This window comes from Rhizobium sp. P28RR-XV, assembly GCF_012641385.1.
Lineage (GTDB): Bacteria > Pseudomonadota > Alphaproteobacteria > Rhizobiales > Rhizobiaceae > Rhizobium.
The window spans coordinates 70,030-90,820 of the sequence record NZ_JABAIG010000020.1 but is presented as its reverse complement, the minus strand read 5'-3'; the positions used below and the strand labels follow the sequence as shown (position 1 = coordinate 90,820).

23 protein-coding genes and 1 other RNA gene are annotated in these 20,791 nt (G+C 61.5%); 13 read left to right on the top strand and 11 right to left on the bottom strand.

All coding sequences use genetic code 11. The annotated features are described in order from the left end of the window. Positions 1–243: 243 nt before the first annotated feature. Complete coding sequence (murA, locus tag HGP12_RS30525; RefSeq protein ID WP_168880089.1) at positions 244–1,557, bottom strand: UDP-N-acetylglucosamine 1-carboxyvinyltransferase; 1,314 nt, start codon at positions 1,555–1,557, stop codon at positions 244–246. 143 nt (positions 1,558–1,700) lie between these two features. Continuing rightward, a complete protein-coding gene (locus HGP12_RS30520) occupies positions 1,701–2,702 on the bottom strand; it encodes a 2-hydroxyacid dehydrogenase (RefSeq protein ID WP_168843418.1) in 1,002 nt (333 codons plus the stop codon). Between the two features lie 190 nt (positions 2,703–2,892). On the opposite strand from HGP12_RS30520, the gene HGP12_RS30515 reads away from it, so the two are divergent. Both HGP12_RS30515 and HGP12_RS30510 read left to right on the top strand, forming a co-directional pair. Then, complete coding sequence (locus HGP12_RS30515; RefSeq protein WP_168843419.1) at positions 2,893–3,432, top strand: SH3 domain-containing protein; 540 nt, start codon at positions 2,893–2,895, stop codon at positions 3,430–3,432. 100 nt (positions 3,433–3,532) lie between these two features. Further along, positions 3,533–4,132, top strand: a complete 600-nt coding sequence (locus HGP12_RS30510) for a cadmium resistance transporter (protein ID WP_312862956.1) — start codon at positions 3,533–3,535, stop codon at positions 4,130–4,132. A 97-nt stretch (positions 4,133–4,229) separates the two neighbouring features. Here HGP12_RS30510 and HGP12_RS30505 read toward each other — a convergent pair whose 3' ends face one another. Then, the gene (locus tag HGP12_RS30505; protein ID WP_168843421.1) at positions 4,230–5,222 is read right to left on the bottom strand and encodes an adenosine kinase; all 993 of its coding nucleotides are present in this window, start codon (positions 5,220–5,222) and stop codon (positions 4,230–4,232) included. A 395-nt stretch (positions 5,223–5,617) separates the two neighbouring features. Between HGP12_RS30505 and HGP12_RS30500 the strand changes: the two genes are divergently transcribed. Together HGP12_RS30500 and HGP12_RS30495 are read left to right on the top strand one after the other, a co-directional pair. Beyond that, positions 5,618–6,562 carry an AEC family transporter gene (locus HGP12_RS30500; protein ID WP_168843422.1) on the top strand — a complete coding sequence of 315 codons (945 nt, stop codon included), beginning with the start codon at positions 5,618–5,620 and terminating at the stop codon, positions 6,560–6,562. A 122-nt stretch (positions 6,563–6,684) separates the two neighbouring features. After that, a complete protein-coding gene (locus HGP12_RS30495) occupies positions 6,685–7,842 on the top strand; it encodes a patatin-like phospholipase family protein (protein WP_168843423.1) in 1,158 nt (385 codons plus the stop codon). A gap of 60 nt (positions 7,843–7,902) precedes the next feature. On the opposite strand, the gene HGP12_RS30490 is transcribed toward HGP12_RS30495, so the two are convergent. Then, a complete protein-coding gene (locus HGP12_RS30490) occupies positions 7,903–8,481 on the bottom strand; it encodes a c-type cytochrome (RefSeq protein ID WP_168843424.1) in 579 nt (192 codons plus the stop codon). A gap of 151 nt (positions 8,482–8,632) precedes the next feature. Between HGP12_RS30490 and HGP12_RS30485 the strand changes: the two genes are divergently transcribed. Next, positions 8,633–9,388 (top strand): 3-deoxy-manno-octulosonate cytidylyltransferase, encoded by a 756-nt coding sequence (locus HGP12_RS30485; protein WP_168843425.1) that lies wholly within the window; start codon positions 8,633–8,635, stop codon positions 9,386–9,388. 24 nt (positions 9,389–9,412) lie between these two features. Further along, entirely contained in the window at positions 9,413–10,267 is an 855-nt protein-coding gene (locus HGP12_RS30480) for a prephenate dehydratase (protein ID WP_168880087.1), read from the top strand. 196 nt (positions 10,268–10,463) lie between these two features. Here the strand turns inward: HGP12_RS30480 and HGP12_RS30475 are convergent, their stop codons facing one another. The 6 genes from HGP12_RS30475 to HGP12_RS30450 form a co-directional block, all read right to left on the bottom strand. After that, on the bottom strand, positions 10,464–10,862 hold the full coding sequence (locus tag HGP12_RS30475; RefSeq protein WP_168843427.1) for a VOC family protein: 399 nt from the start codon (positions 10,860–10,862) through the stop codon (positions 10,464–10,466). A 278-nt stretch (positions 10,863–11,140) separates the two neighbouring features. After that, positions 11,141–11,509 (bottom strand): VOC family protein, encoded by a 369-nt coding sequence (locus tag HGP12_RS30470; protein WP_168843428.1) that lies wholly within the window; start codon positions 11,507–11,509, stop codon positions 11,141–11,143. 229 nt (positions 11,510–11,738) lie between these two features. Continuing rightward, complete coding sequence (locus HGP12_RS30465) at positions 11,739–11,969, bottom strand: hypothetical protein (protein ID WP_168843402.1); 231 nt, start codon at positions 11,967–11,969, stop codon at positions 11,739–11,741. An 82-nt stretch (positions 11,970–12,051) separates the two neighbouring features. Further along, positions 12,052–12,738, bottom strand: coding sequence for a helix-turn-helix transcriptional regulator (locus HGP12_RS30460; protein WP_168843429.1), 687 nt, complete (start codon positions 12,736–12,738; stop codon positions 12,052–12,054). A 13-nt stretch (positions 12,739–12,751) separates the two neighbouring features. After that, positions 12,752–13,711 carry an NAD(+) diphosphatase gene (gene nudC, locus HGP12_RS30455; RefSeq protein ID WP_168843430.1) on the bottom strand — a complete coding sequence of 320 codons (960 nt, stop codon included), beginning with the start codon at positions 13,709–13,711 and terminating at the stop codon, positions 12,752–12,754. Beyond that, positions 13,708–14,118: an HIT family protein gene (locus HGP12_RS30450; protein WP_168843431.1), complete on the bottom strand. Its 411-nt coding sequence runs from the start codon at positions 14,116–14,118 to the stop codon at positions 13,708–13,710. The genes nudC and HGP12_RS30450 overlap by 4 nt, the downstream gene beginning before the upstream one ends. A gap of 90 nt (positions 14,119–14,208) precedes the next feature. Between HGP12_RS30450 and ffs the strand changes: the two genes are divergently transcribed. The 3 genes from ffs (at position 14,209) to HGP12_RS30435 (ending at position 16,669) form a co-directional block, all read left to right on the top strand. Beyond that, an RNA gene (ffs, locus tag HGP12_RS30445) (signal recognition particle sRNA small type) lies at positions 14,209–14,305 on the top strand. 47 nt (positions 14,306–14,352) lie between these two features. After that, positions 14,353–16,239, top strand: a complete 1,887-nt coding sequence (locus HGP12_RS30440; RefSeq protein ID WP_168843432.1) for a DNA polymerase III subunit gamma/tau — start codon at positions 14,353–14,355, stop codon at positions 16,237–16,239. A gap of 106 nt (positions 16,240–16,345) precedes the next feature. Beyond that, on the top strand, positions 16,346–16,669 hold the full coding sequence (locus HGP12_RS30435) for a YbaB/EbfC family nucleoid-associated protein (protein ID WP_149635072.1): 324 nt from the start codon (positions 16,346–16,348) through the stop codon (positions 16,667–16,669). Positions 16,670–16,686: 17 nt separating this feature from the next. Here the strand turns inward: HGP12_RS30435 and HGP12_RS30430 are convergent, their stop codons facing one another. Then, positions 16,687–17,163 carry an Lrp/AsnC family transcriptional regulator gene (locus HGP12_RS30430; RefSeq protein WP_168843433.1) on the bottom strand — a complete coding sequence of 159 codons (477 nt, stop codon included), beginning with the start codon at positions 17,161–17,163 and terminating at the stop codon, positions 16,687–16,689. 113 nt (positions 17,164–17,276) lie between these two features. Here HGP12_RS30430 and HGP12_RS30425 point away from each other — a divergent pair, with 113 nt between their 5' ends. The 4 genes from HGP12_RS30425 (at position 17,277) to HGP12_RS30410 (ending at position 20,778) form a co-directional block, all read left to right on the top strand. Continuing rightward, complete coding sequence (locus tag HGP12_RS30425; protein ID WP_168880086.1) at positions 17,277–17,813, top strand: RBBP9/YdeN family alpha/beta hydrolase; 537 nt, start codon at positions 17,277–17,279, stop codon at positions 17,811–17,813. 148 nt (positions 17,814–17,961) lie between these two features. Next, on the top strand, positions 17,962–18,573 hold the full coding sequence (locus HGP12_RS30420; RefSeq protein ID WP_168880085.1) for a LysE family translocator: 612 nt from the start codon (positions 17,962–17,964) through the stop codon (positions 18,571–18,573). A gap of 122 nt (positions 18,574–18,695) precedes the next feature. Next, positions 18,696–19,301 (top strand): recombination mediator RecR, encoded by a 606-nt coding sequence (gene recR / locus HGP12_RS30415; RefSeq protein WP_168880084.1) that lies wholly within the window; start codon positions 18,696–18,698, stop codon positions 19,299–19,301. A 238-nt stretch (positions 19,302–19,539) separates the two neighbouring features. Continuing rightward, entirely contained in the window at positions 19,540–20,778 is a 1,239-nt protein-coding gene (locus HGP12_RS30410; protein ID WP_246703601.1) for a lytic murein transglycosylase, read from the top strand. Positions 20,779–20,791 lie beyond the last annotated feature (13 nt).

The following is a 20,791-nucleotide window of genomic DNA, read 5'->3' as shown; positions in this document are numbered from 1 at the left end:
CGCATCGGTCTCGACGCTCTCAGGGAGTGGATCATCCACAATCCGGAAAAAGCCTTCTCTGCATGGACGCAAAATGCCCCCAGAAGACCCCTGAGAAGTCCGAGTAAAGTTTGAGTCGTGTACTGTGGTCATCTAGAGTGGTTCAGCTGTATCTCTTTGTTTTCTCGCAATTCCGGACGGTAAACCGCTACGCACTTTTCCTGGAATTGCTCTAGCTCACCCTTCAGCCGGCGAGCGGGGCCGTCACGCCCCGCGCGGCGGGATGCGGGTGATGCGGGCGCCCATGGCGTTCAACCGCTCCTCGATGCGCTCGTAACCGCGCTCGATCTGCTGTGCATTGTTGATGACGCTCGTGCCCTCGGCGCACATCGCCGCGATCAGCATGGCCATGCCGGCGCGGATATCGGGACTTTCGAGCTGGGCGGCTCGCAGCTTGGAGGGGCCGGCGACAATGGCGCGATGTGGGTCGCAGAGCACGATGCGGGCGCCCATGGCGATCAGCTTGTCGACGAAGAACGTGCGACTTTCGAACATCTTTTCGAACATCAGCACGACGCCTTCGCATTGCGACGCGGTGACGATGGCGATCGACATGGTATCGGCCGGGAAAGCCGGCCAAGGCTGGTCTTCGATCTTCGGAATATGGCCGCCGAAATCGGGCTGGATCTTCATCTCCTGGCCGGAGCGGATGATGAGATCATCGCCGTCGATCTGGCAGCGGATGCCGAGGCGCTCGAAGGTCATCAGGGTCGAGCGCAGATGCTCGACGCCCGCGCGGCGGATGATGATTTCCGAGCCGGTGACTGCGGCAAGGCCGATCAGCGATCCCACCTCGTTATGATCCGGGCCGATGCGATGCGTAACTGCGCCGAGCCGCTGACCGCCGTGGATGGTCATCATATTGGTGCCGACGCCCTCGATCCGAGCGCCCATTGCGGTCAGAAACCGGGCCAGATCCTGCACATGCGGCTCGGAGGCGCAATTGCGCAGGATGGTCGTCCCCTCGGCGAAAACGGCGGCGCACAGCGCATTTTCCGTCGCCGTCACGGACGGCTCGTCGAGGAAGACATCCGCGCCATGCAACCCGTCGGTACGGAAACTATAGACGCTATTGACCTCGATCTTGGTGCCTAGCTGTTCCAGCGCCAGGAAATGCGTATCGACGCGCCGGCGACCGATGACGTCGCCGCCGGGCGGCGGCAGGGTGATCTCGCCGCAGCGCGCCAGCATCGGACCGGCAAGCAGGATGGAGGCGCGGATGCGGGCACAGAGATCGGGATCGAGATTGGCGGGGCGAAGTTCCCGCGCCTCGATTTCGAGTTCGTTGCGACCGAGCCAGCGCACCTTCGCGCCGACTGACTGGATCAGCTCCACCAGCGCCTCGACATCACGGATGCGCGGCACGTTGCTGAGTTCGACGCGTTGATCGGTCAAAAGCGAGGCGGCGATGATCGGCAACGCGGCGTTCTTGTTGCCGCTCGGTGCGATCTCGCCCGACAGCTTGAAGCCGCCCTCGACCACATATTGAATCCGCTCATGCGGCAGCGCCCGCGCCATCGTTTCCGCCCTTCCTGATTTATGTTTGCGGTCACCTCTGAGCCGGCTTTGTGACATGCACATGACCGGTAAGAGGGAAGTGAGATCAAATTTGAAGCCGGGAGTATCCGCCTTGCTCCAGCTGGAAAATCAGAGCGCTTCGCTTACCGAAACGGCAGTACGCGATTGGGGGGGCGGTGGCCGTCGATGAAGGTGCGGATATTGATGATGACCTTGTCGCCCATGTCGATGCGGCCCTCGAGCGTGGCCGAGCTCATATGCGGCAGGATCACCACTTTGCCCTCGTTGGCAAGCTTCACCAGCTTCGGATTGACTGATGGTTCGTTTTCGAACACGTCGAGGCCGGCTCCGGCGATCTTTCCCTCGCGCAGGATCTTGATCAGCGCGGTCTCGTCGATGACATCGCCACGCGCCGTATTGACGATGTAGCTCGTCGGCTGCAGCAACGCCAGACGTCGGGCGGAAATCAGATGATAGGTGGCCGGTGTCGAGGGGCAATTAACCGAAACGATATCGACGCGGGCCAGCATCTGGTCGAGGCTGTCCCAGTACGTCGCCTCCAGCTCGTCCTCGGTCGCCGGATTGACGCGCTTGCGGTTGTGATAATGGATCGAGAGGCCGAATGCCTTGGCACGGCGGGCAACGGCGGTGCCGATCCGCCCCATGCCGACGATGCCGATGCGCTTGCCGTGGATACGCCGGCCGAGCATCCAGGTGGGCGACCATCCGGCCCATTCGCCGGGATTGTCCGTCAGCACGCGCGCACCTTCCGCCAGGCGCCGCGGCACGGCGAGGATGAGCGCCATCGTCATGTCGGCGGTATCTTCGGTCAGCACATTGGGCGTATTGGTGACCGTGATGCCGCGACGGGCGGCGGCCTCGACATCGATATGATCCGTGCCGTTGGAGAAACTGGCAATGAGCTTCATCTGGGGACCGGCCTCTTCGATCACCGCCGCATCGATCCGATCGGTGACCGTCGGCACCAGCACGTCGACCGACCGGACGGCCTGGATCAGCTCGTCCTTGCTGCGCGGGCGATCGTCGATGTTGAGCTCAGCATCGAAGAGCTCGCGCATCCGCGTCTCCACCGCGTCCGGCAGTTTGCGCGTGACGTAGACCTTCGGTTTTTTCTTCGTCGTCATGGCGAGCGGCGATGCCTTGTTCAGATGTTCTTAACCAAGAAGCGGGATAATTTTCCCGTTCCGGGCATTTCTACCAGACCCGCAGGCGAAGACAAACAAAACTCGCTGACGCGATCCGAGGATTTGCCGCTCACCGGAGCGAAAGGTTGCCGGAACGGCGCCTTTGTCATGACGAACGAACGGAAATCCCATGCGTGGCAAAGTATTGAAGTCCTGCGCCATTTTCGCAATCGGCCTGATGATGGCCGCTGCGTCAGCGGATCTTGCCGCCGCCCAGGCCGCCAAGGGGCCGAGCGGATTACCGCTGCCGCGCTTCGTCACGCTGAAGTCGAAGCGGGTCAATCTGCGCATCGGGCCAAGCGCCGACTATGCGGTGTCGTGGCTCTATCTCAAGCAGGGACTGCCGGTCGAGATCATCCAGGAATATGATAACTGGCGGCGCGTGCGCGATGCCGACGGCACGGAGGGCTGGGTCAACCAGTCCCTGCTATCAGGCCAGCGTTCGGCGATCGCCGCACCTTGGATGAAGGGCAAGGGCAAGGCCGTATTCGTCAACATGCGCCGCGAGTCTCAGCCATCCGCCGGCGTCATTGCCAAGCTTCAGCCCGGCGTGATGATGAACATTCGCGAATGCACCGGAGACTGGTGCCTCGTCACGGCCGACGGCACCGAAGGCTGGGTGGCGCAATCTGAGATCTGGGGTGCTTACCCCGGCGAGGCCTTCAAGTAACGCGAAACCCGCATCGCTCCGCTACGAATGCAGCCATGCGACTTTTCCGGCGCAATGATATATCCGGTATCGCAAAGGGAGAGCTGCGATCTTGGCTTATGTGCTTGGCGTTTTCGGCGTTGCCATCGCTACCTTCGTTTCGACGAATATAGACGACATCTTCGTTCTTCTCGGCTTCTTTGCCGACCCTAAGTTCCGCTTCAGACAGATCGTCATTGGCCAATATCTCGGCATTGGCGCGCTCTATGGCTTCAGCACCATCGCCTCGCTGCTCGTCCTCGTCATTCCCGTCGCCTATGTCGGCCTGCTCGGCCTTGCTCCGATCTATTTTGGCTTGAGACGACTGTGGGAGGTCTGGAACGGCGCCGAGACGGAGAATGACGCGGAGGATCACCAGAAAGCCTCAGCCGGCCACAGCAATATCGCGGCCATCGCGCTGGTGACGATCGCCAATGGCGGTGACAATATCAGCATCTATACGCCGCTCTTCGCCACCCGCTCCGCTCACGAGATCCTGACCATCGGCTGTATCTTCGCCGTGCTGACGGCGGTCTGGCTGGGCGCGGCGCACTCCCTCGTCAATCACCCGAAGCTTGGCGCACCGATCAGGCGACACGGACGCAGGGTCGTGCCATTCGTGTTGATCGCGCTCGGCATCCTCATTCTCTATGAAGCGGGAACCGCGACGCTCTTCTGGTGATGGCCGGATCCGGCGGCTTCATAACAAAAGCCGCCCCAGTGATCTGCTGAAGGCGGCTTCCATGATCTGCGGATTGGGACTCTGAGGACGCTCTCCGTCAGAGCAGCCCGAATTCCTTTGCCGCTTCCAAAAGCGACCGCATCGGCCGCGGGCCGATCTGTTCGATTACGATGGCCGCGGCAAGGTTGCCGAGTTTGGCGCAATCTTCCAGGCTACGGCCTTGCGTATAGCCGAACAGGAAGCCAGCGGCGAAAAGATCGCCGGCACCGGTCGTATCGACGCGCTCTTCGATCGGATGGGCGTCGACCACATAGCGTTCGTTGCCTTGCACGATGACGGCACCATCCTTGCCTGTGGTCACGGCGGCGATCTTGCAATCAGCCGATATCAGCGTCAGCGCCTTTTCAAAGTCGTCGGTCTCGTAGAGCGAGAGGGCTTCGTCGCGATTGGCGAAGACGATATCGACGGTGCCGGACCGCATCAGGTCAAGGAATTCGTGCCGATAGCGGCCGACACAGAAGCTGTCGGACAGTGTCATCGACATTTCCCGGCCATTGGCGTGTGCGATGCGGGCGCAGTCGCGGATCGCTTCCTTGGCGCGTGGTGGATCCCAGAGATAGCCTTCGAAATAGGTCACCTTGGCATCGGCGACGACCTCTTCCTCGACGTCTTCAGGCCCGAGTTCGACGCAGGCGCCGAGATAGGTGTTCATCGAGCGCTCGCCATCCTCGGTCACGAAGATCATCGAACGGGCAGTCGGCGGAAAAGTGCCCTTTGCCCTGGTCTCATAATGCACGCCCTGGGCGCGGATATCATGTGCGAAGATCTCTCCAAGCTGATCTTTCGCAACCTTGCCGAAATAGGCTGCTTTGCCGCCGAAATTCGCGACACCTGCTGCCGTGTTGCCGGCGCTGCCGCCCGAAGCTTCCAGAGCCGGGCCCATGCGCGAATAAAGAAGCTCGGCGCGTTCGGCGTCTATGAGGTTCATCGCAGCTTTGGTGATCGCATTGTCGATCAGGAACTGATCGTCGCAACGGGCGATAATGTCGACGATGGCATTGCCAACGGTCAGTACGTCGAAGCGAGTCATCTATTGGAGGATCCCGGTATTGGTGATAGCCGGTATCCGGTATTATCGGTTTTTCCGAAGTTTGGAAGAAAAATCAGCGCCAGCGTGGCCAACTAAATTCCAATCGGTCATTTGCCTGTCACTTTCTATCTTTAAATTCTTATCAAGCGGCTGGGATGGGAAGCTCACAAGGTTTCTGAGCCAGTCTGGGAAGGAATGATGCCTTCCGCCTCACCGGTACGCGGGCCGACCACGGATGAACTGGCGGCATGTGCACCGGGGGGACTTTCCGGTGAGACCGGACACATAAGCGGGCGTTGCCCGCTTTTTTGTTTTTATGGGTTCCCACCCATAAGCAAGCTGCTACAACTCCCGGATAGCCCTTCCCGAGCCACTCTTCACGGCCCACGCCCGGCATGTCCGAAATCTTCACAGACGTCCTCCCGGTCTTCCTGCTCATTCTCGTCGGCTGGATCATTGTGCGCACCGGCCTGTTGAAAGCCGAGGTCGGCGAAGCAATGAGCGAATTCGTCTTCAAGATCGCCGTGCCTCTCCTGCTGTTTCAGACCATCGCCGAGGCGAATTTTCGCGGCGCTTCGCCGTTTCGGCTATGGATCGCCTATTTCTCCGGCGTCGCCGTTACCTGGACTGCCGGCCATATCGTTGCGACCCGGATGTTCGGGCGGGATGCGCGTATCGGCGTGCTCGCGGGCGTATCATCCGCCTTCGCCAATACGATCTTCATCGGCCTGCCGCTGGTGGGGCGCACCGTGGGGCCAGACGGCGTCATGGCAATGTCTATCCTGATTGCCGTGCACCTGCCGACCATGATGATCGCCGGCACGCTGCTGATGGAACAGGCCGAGCGCAAGGAGAATGCCGGCGCCGGCCGCAGCACCGGCGAACTGCTGCGGCAGGTCGGCAGAAACCTTGTGCGCAATCCACTTGTTATCGGGCTTTTCTGCGGCCTCATTGTCCACTTGACCGGCATTCCCATCCCCGCCACGCTCGGCACCGTGGTCGACAGCATCGCCAACATCGCCGGCCCTGCGGCGCTGATCTCGCTCGGCATGGCGCTGCGCCAATACGGACTATCGGGCAATCTCGGCATCACCAGCGTGATTGCCGGCTTTAAACTGTTTCTGCTACCGGCCTGCGTGCTGGCGGCCGGCCTTTTGCTCGGCCTAAGCCCGGAATGGCGGGCGGCACTCGTGCTCACGGCCGCCGTTCCCACAGGTGTGAACGCGTGGCTGATTGCCAATCGCTTCGGCGTCGGTCACAGTCTCGCCGCCTCGACGATTACCTTGACGACCGCGCTCGGGGCTTTCTCGGTGTCGCTCTGGGCTTATCTGCTCGCCTAGCGCTGGCTTGAACCCGCCGATTCGCAATGGCATCTCTCCGCATTCGGAGAAGCAGGCAGGAAAATGGTCATATATTTTGCGCATCCCGGCCTTCCCATCCGGAGCGCAGCAAAGGATGGCACATGAATATTGCAGCTCCGCTTACCAATCCCGCGTCCGCCTATTCGCAGAAAGTTTTCGTGCTGCAGGGCGGCGGCGCACTCGGCTCCTACCAGGCCGGCGCGTTTCAGGCACTCAGAGAACAGAATATCGAACCTGACTGGATCGCCGGCATCTCGATCGGCGCCATCAACGCCTCCATCATGGCCGGCAACGTGCCGGGCGAGCGGCTTGAGAAGCTACGCTCCTTCTGGAACAACGTCACCATCCAGCTTCCCGTCGATCTCCTGATGGAGCGGCAGCGGGAGACGAACCCCTTCTACCGCACCGTCAGCAGCTGGTGGGTATCGACCTTCGGCGTGCCTGGCTTCTTTTCTCCCTGGCAGCTCCCGGCCTGGTTTCAGTCGCGCGGCTCCGCGGGTGCCACCAGCGTCTACGACACCGAACAATTGCGCCAAACGCTGCTCGATCATGTCGATTTCGACCGAATCAACCATGGCCCGGTGCGCCTTAGCCTCGGTGCGGTCAATGTGCGCACCGGCAACTTCGCCTTCTTCGACAACCGCGACATCAGAATAGCGCCGGAGCACATCATGGCGAGCGGCGCACTACCTCCCGGCTTTCCGGCGATCAAGATTGGTGGTGAATATTACTGGGATGGCGGCCTCGTCTCGAACACGCCGCTGACCTACGTGCTGCGCAACGGCGCCGCGATCGACACGGTCGTTTTTCAGGTCGATCTTTTCAGCGCCATCGGCCCGATGCCGCAGGACCTGGAAGAGGTGGAAGAGCGGCGCAAGGACATCACCTATTCGAGCCGCACCCGGCTCAATACCGATCTCTTTCTGGAGCGTCATCGCCTGCGGCGCGCGATATCGGAGCTTTATGCCCGCCTTCCCGAAGAAGCCAAGACTGATCCGGAGATCAAGAAGCTGGAGCAACATTGCTCCGATTACGGCGTCACCATCATTCACCTGATCTACCGCAACAAGCAGTTCCGTTCGCATTCGAAGGACTACGAGTTCTCGGCGTTATCGATGCATGAGCATTGGGAAGCCGGCTTGCGCGATGCCCGCAAGGCACTGGCCGCTGAAGACTGGCGCGTGCCTCCGAGCGCCGAGGATGGGCTGAAGGTCTTCGACCTCGATCAAAGAACGCGTTCGCGCCGCCATTTGGCCTGAATAGCAACGCAAAAAACCCGGCTCTGACGACCGGGTTTTCAATCCATCATTTGGATTTTCTCAGTTCGTGGCAGCCGGCGCGTTCGGATCCGGCAACGGCACCTGCGTATCGGCGAGCGTGCGCAGATAGGCGATCACGTTGGCGCGGTCCTCTTCCTTCGGTAGACCGGCGAAGCCCATCGCGGTACCGGCGACGAACTTCTTCGGAGCTGCGAGGAAGTGATAGAGATGATCGTAGGTCCACTTTTCCGAACCGCCCTTGGAAAAATCTTTCATGCCGGCCGAATAGGCAAAGCCCTCGTGCTCGGCAACCGGGCGGTCGATGATACCCCAGAGATCGGGACCAACCTTGTTCGGTCCTCCCTTCTCTCCGGAGTGACAGGCCTGACACTTCTTGAAGATGGCTTCGCCGGCCTTGGCGTCAGCCTTCTGCAGCAGCTGGGCGATCGGCGTTTCCGCCTTGGCGGCCGCACCCTTGTCGCCGCCCGCAGCCGGTTCCTCGGTCGCGACAATGGCGAAACCGGGCTTTTCCGGCGTCTCTGAATGGAAAATAAATCCTGATGCGAGCGACACGGACTTCAACACGAATAGCGTGGCCAAAAGCGCCCCGACACCCATGTTCACGTAGGATGAATTCATCTGCTATGCTCCCCTCGCCGCCAGCATCCTCCGCCGGCCCATCTTGAATTCGCGCGAAACCTATGTCTTTTGGCTGTTTCTTGCAACTCTGTAAACGGCCTCCATCGTGAGACGTTTTGACACCTTTCCCGCAGGAATAGAAGGCCCAACAATGACAGATCCAAATTTAGACAAGACGCTGGTCCTCATTCCCGCCCGCATGGCCTCCACGCGCCTTCCAGGCAAGCCGCTCGCCGATATTTGCGGCCTGCCCATGATCGTACAGGTTGCCAAGCGCGCGCGCGAGGCGGCGATCGGTCGCATCGTCGTCGCCGTCGATCATGCGGACACCTATGCCGCAATCGCCGACGCCGGCTTCGAGGTGGTCATGACACGCACCGACCATCAATCCGGCTCGGACCGGATCTATGAGGCGCTGCAGGCCGTCGATCCCGAAGGCCGTGCGGAAATCATCGTCAATGTTCAGGGCGACCTGCCGACTATCGATCCCGACACCATCCGCGCCTCGCTGCGCCCTCTCGAAAATCCGTCCGTCGATATCGCCACGCTGACCGTCGAGATCAAGGACGAGGAAGAGAAGACCCTGCCGAGCGTCGTCAAGGTCATCGGATCGCCGATCTCGGATAGCCGCCTGCGCGCCCTCTATTTCACCCGCGCCACCGCGCCCTACGGCAAGGGGCCGCTCTATCACCACATCGGTCTCTACGCCTATCGCCGCTCCGCGCTCGAGCGATTCGTCAAGGCAGGTCCATCGCCGCTGGAACTGCGCGAATCGCTGGAGCAGCTTCGGGCGCTCGAAGCCGGCATGCGCATCGATGTCGAGATCGTTGACACGGTTCCGCTCGGTGTCGATACTCCCGCCGACCTCGAAAAGGCCAGACGCATCCTATCCGCCGCCTCTCTTTGACGGCAGTCCTCCAAAGGCAGTTCCATGATCAGCAAGACCAACAAGATCTCGTTCCAGGGCGACTACGGCGCCAATTCCGACATGGCCAGCCGCGACATGTTCCCGACCATGGAGCCGCTGCCCTGCCAGACCTTCGAGGATGCTTTTTCCGCCATCGACAACGGCGAGGCTGATCTCGGCATGATTCCGATCGAAAACACGATTGCCGGTCGTGTCGCCGACATCCATCACCTGCTGCCGGAATCGCGCCTGCATATCGTCGGCGAATATTTCATGCCGATCCGCTTTCAGCTGATGGTGCTGCCGGGTGTCAAGAAGGAAGAGATCCGCACCGTACACAGCCACATCCATGCGCTCGGCCAATGCCGCAACATCGTGCGCGCCAACGGCTGGAAGCCTGTCATCGCCGGCGATACGGCGGGTGCGGCCAAGCTGGTGCAGGAAACCGGCGACCGCAGCATGGCGGCGCTGGCGCCGCGGCTCGCGGCCGATCTCTATGGTCTCGAGATCATCGCCGAGAATGTCGAGGACACCGAAGACAACATGACGCGTTTCGTCGTCCTGTCGCGCGACGAAAACTGGGCGGAGCGCAGCTCGCCGGACGAGAAGATCGTCACCACCTTCGTCTTCAACGTCCGCAACATTCCGGCCGCCCTCTACAAGGCGCTCGGCGGCTTCGCCACCAACGGCATTAACATGACCAAGCTGGAAAGCTACCAGCTCGGCGGCCGTTTTGTGGCAACGCAGTTCTATGCCGACATCGAGGGTCATCCCTCCGATGCGCATGTGCGTCGCGCGCTGGAGGAACTGCGCTTCTTCTCGGAAAAGGTCCGCATCCTCGGCGTCTACAAGGGCCATCCGATGCGGGGTGATCTTTAATATCCGATAAGAATCCGGTCCACCTCGTGGTTACCGTTTTCGCTGCGCTTAACGGCGCCGCACCTCACCATGAGGTGGACCATGCCCTGTGGCGAGGCACAAAAGATCAGTGCTCATGATGAGGTGCGGAGCTCGAAGAGCGAAGCCCCGAACCACGAGGGCGGGTGACGGTATCCTTGTGATTTCCAACCGCTGGCTATTCCGCAGCCTTGGTAACAACCTCGATACGATGCCCATCTGGATCGATGACGAAGGCGGCAAAATAATTCGGCCCGTAATGCGGTCGAAGACCTGGCGGCCCGTTGTCCGTGCCACCATGAGCCAATGCGGCCTGATGGAACAGGATGACGGCTTCCCGCTTTGGCGCGGCAAAGGCCAAATGAAAGCCCGAGCCAGGAGCTCGCGCTTCCTGTCCCCGCAATTTGATGGCGAACTTATCGCCCCCACCCGGCGGACCATATCCGATGGCCTGATCGGGATCGCCGGGGCTCAAATCCTCCCAGACCCTGATATAGCCGAGCGGCGCGAAAGCTGCATCGTAGAACGCAGCGGCTTTCTCGATATCCGAGACACCGAATGAAATATGATGCAGCAATCAATCCTCCCGTGACTCTATATCCATCGATCAGTGTCTTTTGCGAAGGCCATGAGTCAACGTGGACGATTGGCGTGACTGTTGGCAAACCACTTTGTTGAAACGATCTTCGGAGGTCGCCTCTAGCCCCTCATCCGGCCTTTCGGCCACCTTCTCCCCGCCTGCAGGGAGGAGGAGATAGACGCGCCTGCAGCCTACCTTCCATCACGGGGCTTGGCGAGGGCCTGAGGTCGTCCCTCTCCCCGCGTGCTGGGAGAGGGGCAAGCTGGACAGGGGATTCACTTATCCGGCTCACAAACGCGAAGGCGATGACCATCGGGATCGAGCACGACGAAAGTTGGGCCGAAATCCATGGTCGTCAATTCCTGCGCGATCGGCAGGCCGCGCGCCCTCCAATCCCTATAATGCTGTTCGACGGCGCCGGCGCCCTCGACCATGAAGCCCAATTCACCGCGATTGCCAATGGCGGAGGGCTGCGGCTCGACGGTGCTGCGGCGCCAGAGACCGAGACTGAGGCCGTTGTCGAGCGAGAAGGCCACGAAATTCGGTGACGCGAAGGCGGGTTCGCGGCCGAACAGGTCACGATAGAATGGCGTGCTTTCGCCGGGGTCCTTGACGTAGAAGATGATGAGATTCGGGCTAGTCATTTGGATATTCCTCTTGTTCGGATGGATATGAAGGCATGCGGATGCGATCCGGCAGGCGGTGCTGAGCCTGCCGGTAGAAGGGCAATGAGATTGCATCGGTAGTTGGGCTGGGAGTTAGAGCGGTTCAGCTTTTCATGGAATCTGTGAACTGCTGTATCTCTTAGTTGCCTCGCAATTCCGGACGGAAAACTGCTGCGCACTTTTTCTGGAATTGCTTCGGCGGATGCGTTCAGTGCATCCGGTCTTCCTCGCGGTAAGGGGCGCGGCCGTCCAGGAAGCCCAGGTCGCGCTTTACGGAATTCGGCGTTTCCTCGATGTCGAGGCGATCCCAGTGGCGGGTGAAGTAGCCAAGCGCAATCTGCGAGAGGCGAGCCGGCCACCCCGGCATTGAAGGGTCTTTACCTTCGTGCGCCTTGATGACACCACGATGCGCTTGCTGCGTGTAAACATTGCTTGCCATGATCGGTCCTCCTTCCTGCTTGGATGGTGCCCATCATAGTCGCGCCTACTGACAGTTTCTGGCAGTAGTGTGCGCTGGCGGATCAATCGTGGACGACGCCCTCACGGGCATGCCATTCCCGCGCAAGCGCGATGCGGCGGCGTGGATAGCGTGCCTCCAGCACCGCGAAATCGACGATGCGATCGGCGCGGAAATGGCGAAAATCCTGGCGCAGCTCGCACCAGGCCATGACGATGCGGGCATTGTCGAAATAGCCGAGCGCGAAGGGCCAGATGCGCCGGGTCGAGATGGCGCCATTCACGTCGCCATAGGTCAATTGCACCATGCGTTCCGTGCGGATCGCCTTGCGCATGAGGGAAAGATCGGCCTTGTCTTCCGTGATGCGGCGCGTGGCGACGACCACCGCCGCCTGGTCGATTGCCTCGCGCATTTCGGCGGGCAGCACGGCGGCGATCTTGGCGAGAGCGTCGGTGCCAGCGGCTGCCAGACGCGCATCGGTCGCGCGTGCCACCCATCTCGATCCCAGCACCAGCGCCTCGATCTCGTCCTGCGAAAACATCATCGGCGGTAGCATGAAGCCCGGCTTCAGCACATAGCCGATGCCGGGCTCGCCCTCGATCATGGCACCCTGCGCTTGCAGGCTGGCGATATCGCGGTAGAGCGTGCGTAGGCTGACGCAGGTCTCCTCCGCCAGAACGGCGCCGCTCACCGGCCGCCGGTAGCGCCGCAGTGTCTGCAACAGCGTCAGCAAGCGTTCCGAGCGGGCCATGATGGGACGGGACCTAGCGCTTCCATTCCACCCAATCGCGCATCAGGCGATGGGCAATGGCGCCCTTGGGTGGAGATGTGTTGCCAGATGCGGAGACGCGGTCGAGCATGGCACGCGTCTCTTCCGGGGTGAACCAGCGGCAATCCTCAAGCTCGGCTTCATCCATGTGGATGTCCGTCGACTTCGCCTCGGCATAGCAGCCGATCATCAGGGAATGCGGCATCGGCCAGGGCTGCGACGCATGATAGCGCACGCGGCCGATATGGATGCCGGATTCCTCGTGCGTCTCGCGGCGCACCGCATTTTCGATGGTTTCGCCCGGCTCGACGAAACCGGCGAGACACGAATACATGCCCGGCGCAAAATGATGGCTGCGGCCAAGCAGGCAGCGATTCCTTTCCTCGTCGATCGTTAGCATAATGACGACCGGATCGGTGCGCGGGAAGATCATATGTTCGCAGGCCGTGCAGACCCGCTTGTAGCCGCCAATACGGCTTTCCATCGCCGAGCCACAGCGGCCGCAGAAGCGATTGTCGCTATTCCAGCGGATGAGGCTCATACCCTGAGCGGCCTCACCGAGAATTTCGCCTTCCAGCAGTAGATCGCGCCAGAGCGCGCGCATATCCGCGGGCTTATACTGGCTGGCAAGTTCATCGGCGTTGACACGCACCGGCACCGCCAGCCTTGGCTCGCCGGTCTTACGATAGCCGAGCAGCACGGCGTCCTCCCAATTCGGATCAAGCTCCTGCAGCTCGTAGCGGGCAAACAGTGGGTCGAGCACCTGCCCGTCATGCTTCAGGACAAGCCGCTCCTGGGCAAAGGCCAGGATATGCGTGCCCTCCTTGGCAAGCGCATGCTTGATCGATTCCTCGTCACGATGCTCGGCATCCCGGTTGAGCTGGTTTTCCGCGAAGGCGGTGAGACTGCTGGCTTCCGGATGCGGCGCATCCGAGGAGAAGATGGAATGGCTCATTGTGAAAGGGTTTCCCGCAACTTGGCCATGAGGCTGTTCATGTCTTCGTCCGAATAGGGTTCCGCCTTGCCGTAGCCCCAGACGGGACCTGGCCAGTTGGCATCACCTTCGAACCGCGCAATCACATGAACATGCAGCTGACGGACGATATTTCCAAGTGCCCCGACATTGATTTTTGTCGCACCCGTCACTGTCTTCAGCGCGCTTGCGACCTTGTCGGTTTCGAAGGTCAGCAGGATCCGGTCGAGCGGCGTCAGCTCGAAAGCCTCCGATTTGCCTGGCCGGCGAGGGATCAGCACGAGCCAGGGCCAGCGGCGATCCTTCATCAGCCGCGCATCGCAAAGGCCTGTCATCGCGACGGAAACGCTGTCATTCGCCAGACGGTCGTCGAGCGTAAACTCCTTCAAGGGGCATCCTCCATTGTTTTATCAAGTGTTTAGCAGTTTTTTTTGACCTTGGCTTGCTTTTGATGGCGATATTGCCGATATGTGCATCCGGGAGGTTGGTGGTGGACGAGCCACTCGCCAACCGGGTCAGGTCCGGAAGGAAGCAGCCCTAACGAGCCCGGCACGGGTCATCGTGCCAGCCTCCCACCCTTTCCGAAAGCAAGACCCGGCTTTCACCGGGCAAAAAGCAGGGCGATGAGCGACAGCGAGCGACAAGCAAAAGATGCCGCCTCGACCGGCACCGGTTATCGGGTGCTGGCCCGCAAATACAGGCCCAAGGACTTCACGGATCTGATGGTCGGCCAGGAGCCGATGGTCCGCACGCTGACCAACGCGTTCGAGACCGGCCGCATCGCCCAGGCCTATATGCTGACCGGCGTGCGCGGCGTCGGCAAGACGACGACAGCCCGCATCCTGGCACGCGCCCTCAACTACAAGACCGCTGCGATCGATCGGCCCACCATCGACCTGCGCGAACCCGGCGAGCATTGCCAGGCGATCATGGAAGGCCGGCACGTCGACGTCATCGAGATGGACGCCGCCTCGCACACGGGTATCGACGATATCCGGGAGATCATCGAGCAGGTGCGCTACCGTCCGGTTTCGGCCCGCTACAAGGTCTATATCATCGACGAAGTGCACATGCTGTCGACGGCCGCCTTCAACGGGCTCTTGAAGACGCTGGAAGAGCCGCCCGAGCATGTGAAGTTCATCTTCGCCACGACCGAAATCCGTAAAGTTCCGATCACGGTGTTGTCGCGCTGCCAGCGCTTCGACCTGCGCCGCATCAGCGCCTCCGATCTCGTGGGGCTGTTCACCACCATCGCCGGCAAGGAAGACATCGAGGCCGAGCCGGAGGCGCTCGCCATGATTGCCCGGGCCGCGGAAGGTTCGGCGCGTGACGGCCTGTCGCTGCTCGACCAGGCGATCGCACATGGCAGTGGCTTCGTTGCCGCCGACGCCGTGCGCGCCATGCTTGGACTTGCAGACCGCGCCCGCATCGTCGATCTCTTCGGCCATATCGTCAAAGGCGACGTCGCTGCGGCACTTGCCGAATTCAACAGCCAGTACGAGGCCGGCGCCAATCCCGTCGTCGTCCTGACCGATCTTGCCGATTTCACCCATCTCGTGACCCGCCTCAAATATGTGCCCGATGCCGCAGACGATCCGTCGCTCAGCGAAATCGAGCGCACGAAAGCGACGGAATTCGCACAGGGCGTCGCCGTGACGGCGCTTTCGCGCATCTGGCAGATGCTTTTGAAGGGCATTACCGAGACGGAGAATGCCTCCCGCACCGCCGGCGCTGCCGAAATGGTGCTGATCCGCCTTGCGCACGCGGCCCATCTTCCCGCACCCGAAGATGCCGCGCGCAGACTTGCCGAATTTTCCGACGGCAATGGCGGCGCCCGCCCATCATCGTCCGCGCCGATCGGTAATGGCGGCAACGGCGGCGGAGCAGCTGTCTCCTATCAGGGCAACGCCATGGCGCGTGCCGTCGAAACGCCGGCGCCGCGACCGACGCCTTCCGCACCGGTCGCCATGCTGCGCGCCGTGCCGAACACGCAGCCGGATTCGCAACCCGTCGGCCGCATCGAGCCGAAGCCGGCCGAAGCGCCGAAGCCGCTGGTGCCGGTCAATTCGATGGCCGATATTGCCGAACTTGCCGGCCAGAAGCGCGATCCGAAGCTGAAAGCGCTGGTGCGCGCCTTCGTGCGCCCGGTCAGGCTGGAGCCGGGCCGGCTGGATGTCAGCCTGACACCTGGCGCTCCCGGCACGCTGCTGAACGAGCTTGCCGTCAAGCTCAAGGAATGGACCGGCATCCACTGGATCGTCAGCCTCAGCCGCGAGGAAGGTCAGCCGACGCTTGTCGAAGTGGAGGCGAATGCACAGAAGCAGCGGGTCGCCGATGCGCGGCAGGACCCAGATGTCGCGGCGATCCTGGCGCAATTTCCGGGCGCAAAAATCATCGACGTGCGGGTGCGGGCACCCGAGACGGACGACGAGGAGGAGGCTGCCGCCCCGCCGGCAGTCGCCGAATCCGTCGATGGCGATATCCTACCAGGCGACGATATAGAATTCTAAGGGTAAGATAGAGGGCAGCGGAACCGCTCGGCTCGACGACCGCGGCGGCCGGCGGCACATCTTAGCCGATGGGAAATAGAAGCATGCAGCAGAAGGACCAAAGACGATGCGCGACATCATGGGCATGATGGGCAAAGTGAAGGAAATGCAGGCCAAGATGGAGAAGATGCAGTCGGAGATCGCCGACATTCGCGTCGAAGGCAAGGCAGGCGGCGGCCTCGTCACAGTCACCGTCAACGGCAAGAGCCAGATGCTGGGCCTGAAGATCGATCCGTCGCTCTTCAAGGAAGACGATGTCGAAATCCTCGAGGACCTGATCGTCGCGGCCCACAAGGACGCACAGGAGAAGGCCGAGGCGCTGGCCGCCGAAAAGACCCGCGAACTGACCGCCGGCCTGCCGATCCCGCCCGGCTTCAAGCTGCCGTTCTGAGGCTGGCGCCTATCCGATCACCGGGCGGCCGCCTTGCGGATGAGATCGCGGCCGATCGCCTTTGCAGGTTCGTTTCGCAGCACCAGCGACGTCGTCACCGCGCCATGGCGGGCGATGGAATCGACGATGGTTTCAAGGTCTGATGGTGTCGGCACGAGAACCTTCAACAGAAAGCAATCCTCGCCCGTCAGCCTGAGAACCTCGATAATCTCGGGCATTTCCGAAAACTGTTTCAGATAGGGCCGGATATGCTCGTGCGTCGTCCGTAGACGGATGACCGCCATCATGCCGAGCCCGACGGCGGCGGGATCGATGACTGCGCGATAGCCGGCGATCACGCCGCGCTCTTCTAGCCGCTTTAGGCGCTCCGAAGCCGCCGGCTGCGAGAGGCCGACGCGGCGGCCAAGCTCCGACACCGAAATTCTTCCGTCCTGCTGCAGGATCTCGACGATCGACAGATCCGTCGGATCCAGCCCTCTTTCGATACTGTCCATCACTCACCTTCAATTCATCGGTTATGGCAAATTTTATCCGATGGATTGCAATGTCAATTGATGAAACGACATGTCAGCTTTTCGCCGTAGGTTACTATGGAGAAAAGATCGACATGACCGATATCATCATGCTTCCGGGGCTTGGCGGCTCGGGTGAAAGCCATTGGCAGACGTTATGGGAGCGGCAGGACCCAAGCATGCGCCGCTTCCAGCCATCGAGCTGGGACAAGCCGATACTCACGGACTGGATCGCCGCCCTCGAGCGGGAAATCTCCCGGTCGCAGACGCCGCCGATCCTGATCGCGCACAGCCTCGCCTGCCAGCTCATCGTCCATTGGGCACCCATGCGGAAGGCGGCGATCCTCGGCGCCTTGCTGGTCGCCGCTCCCGACCCCACAGGCGAAGTCTATCTTGCCGAAGCCGGCAGCTTCGCCAATCCGCCGCCGGAGCGGCTGCCCTTTCCATCTTTGCTGGTTGCCAGCACCGACGATCCGTTCGGGTCCTTCGATCATGCGCTTCGCAGCGCAGAAATATGGGGCAGCGCGTTCGCCAATGTCGGGCCGCGCGGCCATATCAATGCGGCATCCAGACTAGGGGACTGGCCGGAAGGCAAGGCGATCTTCGAGCGCTTTCGCGCGCAGCTCGGCTAAACCCGGAACCCGGTTTCGGAACAGCCAGGCCGGAATGCTATCTCTGGACATCTTCGTCCAGATGTCGTCTTCTTCCGGATATCGTCCGGCCTGCCTGCTTGGAGCGCCGGATCGGGGCTGATCGGAAGGCCCTATTGGAGGAAATGCGATGAGCCTGTCGACGCTGCTTGTTTTTGCCGGTGCTTTGTTCATTGCGGCGGGATCGCCGGGGCCGAGCATTGCCGCGCTGGTGGCGCGCGTGCTGACGAAGGGCGCGCGCAATGTGCTGCCCTTCCTTTCCGGCATGTGGCTTGGCGAGGCGATCTGGTTGACCTTTGCGGTTGCCGGCCTTGCGACCATTGCCGAAACCTTCCACCTGGCCTTCGTGGCGATCAAATGGCTCGGCGTCGCCTATCTGCTCTATCTCGCTTGGAAGATGTGGTTTGCCGCCTCCGATACGACCGAAGAACAGCTGCCGGACGCGCAATCGCCCGCAAGGCTCTTCCTCGCCGGCTTCACGGTCACCATGGGCAATCCGAAGATCATGGTGTTCTACGTGGCGCTGCTGCCGTCGATCATCGACCTGCATGGCGTGACGATCGCCGGCTGGGCCGAGCTGGTGGCGACGATGTTTGCGGTGCTTGTCGTCATCGACCTTTCCTGGGCGATGCTGGCGGCCAAGGCTCGGGCCTTCCTCAAGAGCCGCCGCGCCGTGCGCATCGCCAATCGCGCCAGCGCCGGCACCATGGCGGGCGCGGCCGTGGCGATTGCCATGCGGTGACCTGGCTCTACGGTGACCCGGCTCGACAATGATAGCTCGCTATGGGAAATGGCCGGAATTTTCATCGGCCAACCGCCCCTTCCGTGATTCCGTTCCGTGAGCTTATGAGCTAAAAGCCTCCCATGGCAAAGCGAGTCACCGGCCCCGAAATCGAAAAACTCATCCAGCTTCTGGCGAAGGTGCCGGGCCTCGGGCCGCGCTCGGCGCGGCGGGCGGCGCTGCATCTGATCAAGAAGAAGGACCAGTTGCTCGGACCGCTGTCCCATGCCATGGGCGATGCCTATGACAAGGTGAAGATCTGCTCGCGTTGCGGCAACGTCGATACCGCCGATCCCTGCACCGTCTGCACCGACGAGCGGCGCGACCAATCCGTCATCATCGTCGTCGAGGATGTTTCCGATCTCTGGGCGCTGGAACGATCCGGCGCGATGAACACAGTCTATCATGTTCTCGGCGGCGTCCTGTCGCCGCTCGATGGCGTCGGGCCTGACGACCTCAATATTCGCGGCCTGATCGCGCGCGTCAGCGAAGGCGGCGTCCGCGAGATCATCATCGCCGTCAACGCCACGGTCGAGGGGCAAACCACAGCACACTATATAACGGACCAGCTCGCTGGACTGGAGATCAAGATCACCCGCCTTGCCCATGGTGTGCCGGTCGGTGGCGAGCTCGATTATCTCGACGAGGGCACGCTGGCGGCGGCGCTGAGGGCGCGGACGGCGATTTGACGGATACGGTAAAGGACTGAGTATGAGGAGAGTGCATGCCCCCCTCTGTCACTTCGTGACATCTCCCCCACAAGGGAGATCGGTCGCTTGCAACGCCGTTTCCTCTCAAACAGGCATTGAATCTGCTGAAGCCGAAGTAAATCAGCCCCATGGAAGGCGCGGCAGTCTCCCAACAATCTCCCCCCTTGTGAGGGAGATGTCCCGAAAGGGACAGAGAGGGGTAGCCGCGGCTCGACATATGCAAAGGCTGCTTTCTCTGCTTTGCATCATCCTGACCCTCTTCCCCTTCCCCGCATTCGCCGCCTCGAAGGCCGACGTCGAAGCGCAGTTCCAGGCCTGGATCCAGAAGGATCTCTGGCCGGAAGCGCGAAAGGCGGGGATTTCCGAAAAGACCTTCCAGGCCGCCTTTACCGGCGTGACGCTGAATTGGGATCTGCCGGATCTGGAGCCGCCGGGTTTCCCCAAGCCCAGGGAACAGGCGCAGAGCCAGGCCGAATTCTCCTCTCCCGCCCCCTACTTCAACGAGGCGCGGCTACAGAAGCTGACCGCGACAGGGCGGAGCCTTGCCACGCAATATGGGCCGGTGCTGCGGCGGATCGAGAAGACCTATGGCGTGTCGGGACCGATCCTGCTGGCCATCTGGGGCCGCGAAACCGGTTTTGGCATCGCCAAACTACCGAACTCGGCGATCCAGGTGCTGGCGACCAAGGCCTTCATGTCCACCCGCAAGGACATGTTCCGCACCGAGATCATCGCAGCACTGCGCATCCTCGAACATGGCGACGTCACGCCGGATCAGTTTAAGGGTTCGTGGGCGGGCGCCCTTGGCCAGCCGCAGTTCATGCCGACCAACTATCTGAAATATGCCGTTGATTTCGATGGCGACGGCCATCGCAATATCTGGACCTCGGTGCCTGATACGCTGGCATCGATAGCCAACTATCTGGTCCAGAAGGGCTGGCAGCGCGGTCGCGGCTGGGGCTACGAAGCCACGATCCCGCAGGCCGTCTCCTGCGCCCAGGAAGGTCCCGACCTCGCCAAGCCGATCTCGCATTGGGCTTCACTCGGGATTACGCGCGTTTCCGGCAAGCCATTTCCCTCGGACGAATTGCGGGCCAGCGGCATGATGCTGGTGCCGGCCGGTCGCGACGGGCCGGAATTCATCGTCACCCCGAATTTCTACGTCATCAAGGAATACAACAACTCCGACCTCTACGGCCTCTATATCGGCAATCTCGCCGACCGCATCGCCTATGGCAGCGGCGCCTTCCAGGAAAAATGGGGCGATGTCGGCAAGATGCTGCGTTCCGACGTCGCCAATATGCAGAAGGCTCTGGAGCACAAAGGCTATGATGTCGGCGGCACCGACGGCCTGCCCGGCTACAAGACGAGACGGTCGATCGGCCAGTGGCAGGAAAAGAGCGGCATGAAGCCCACCTGCTATCCCGACAGCTCGATGCTCGGCGTGCTGAAATAGCGGCACAGACAGC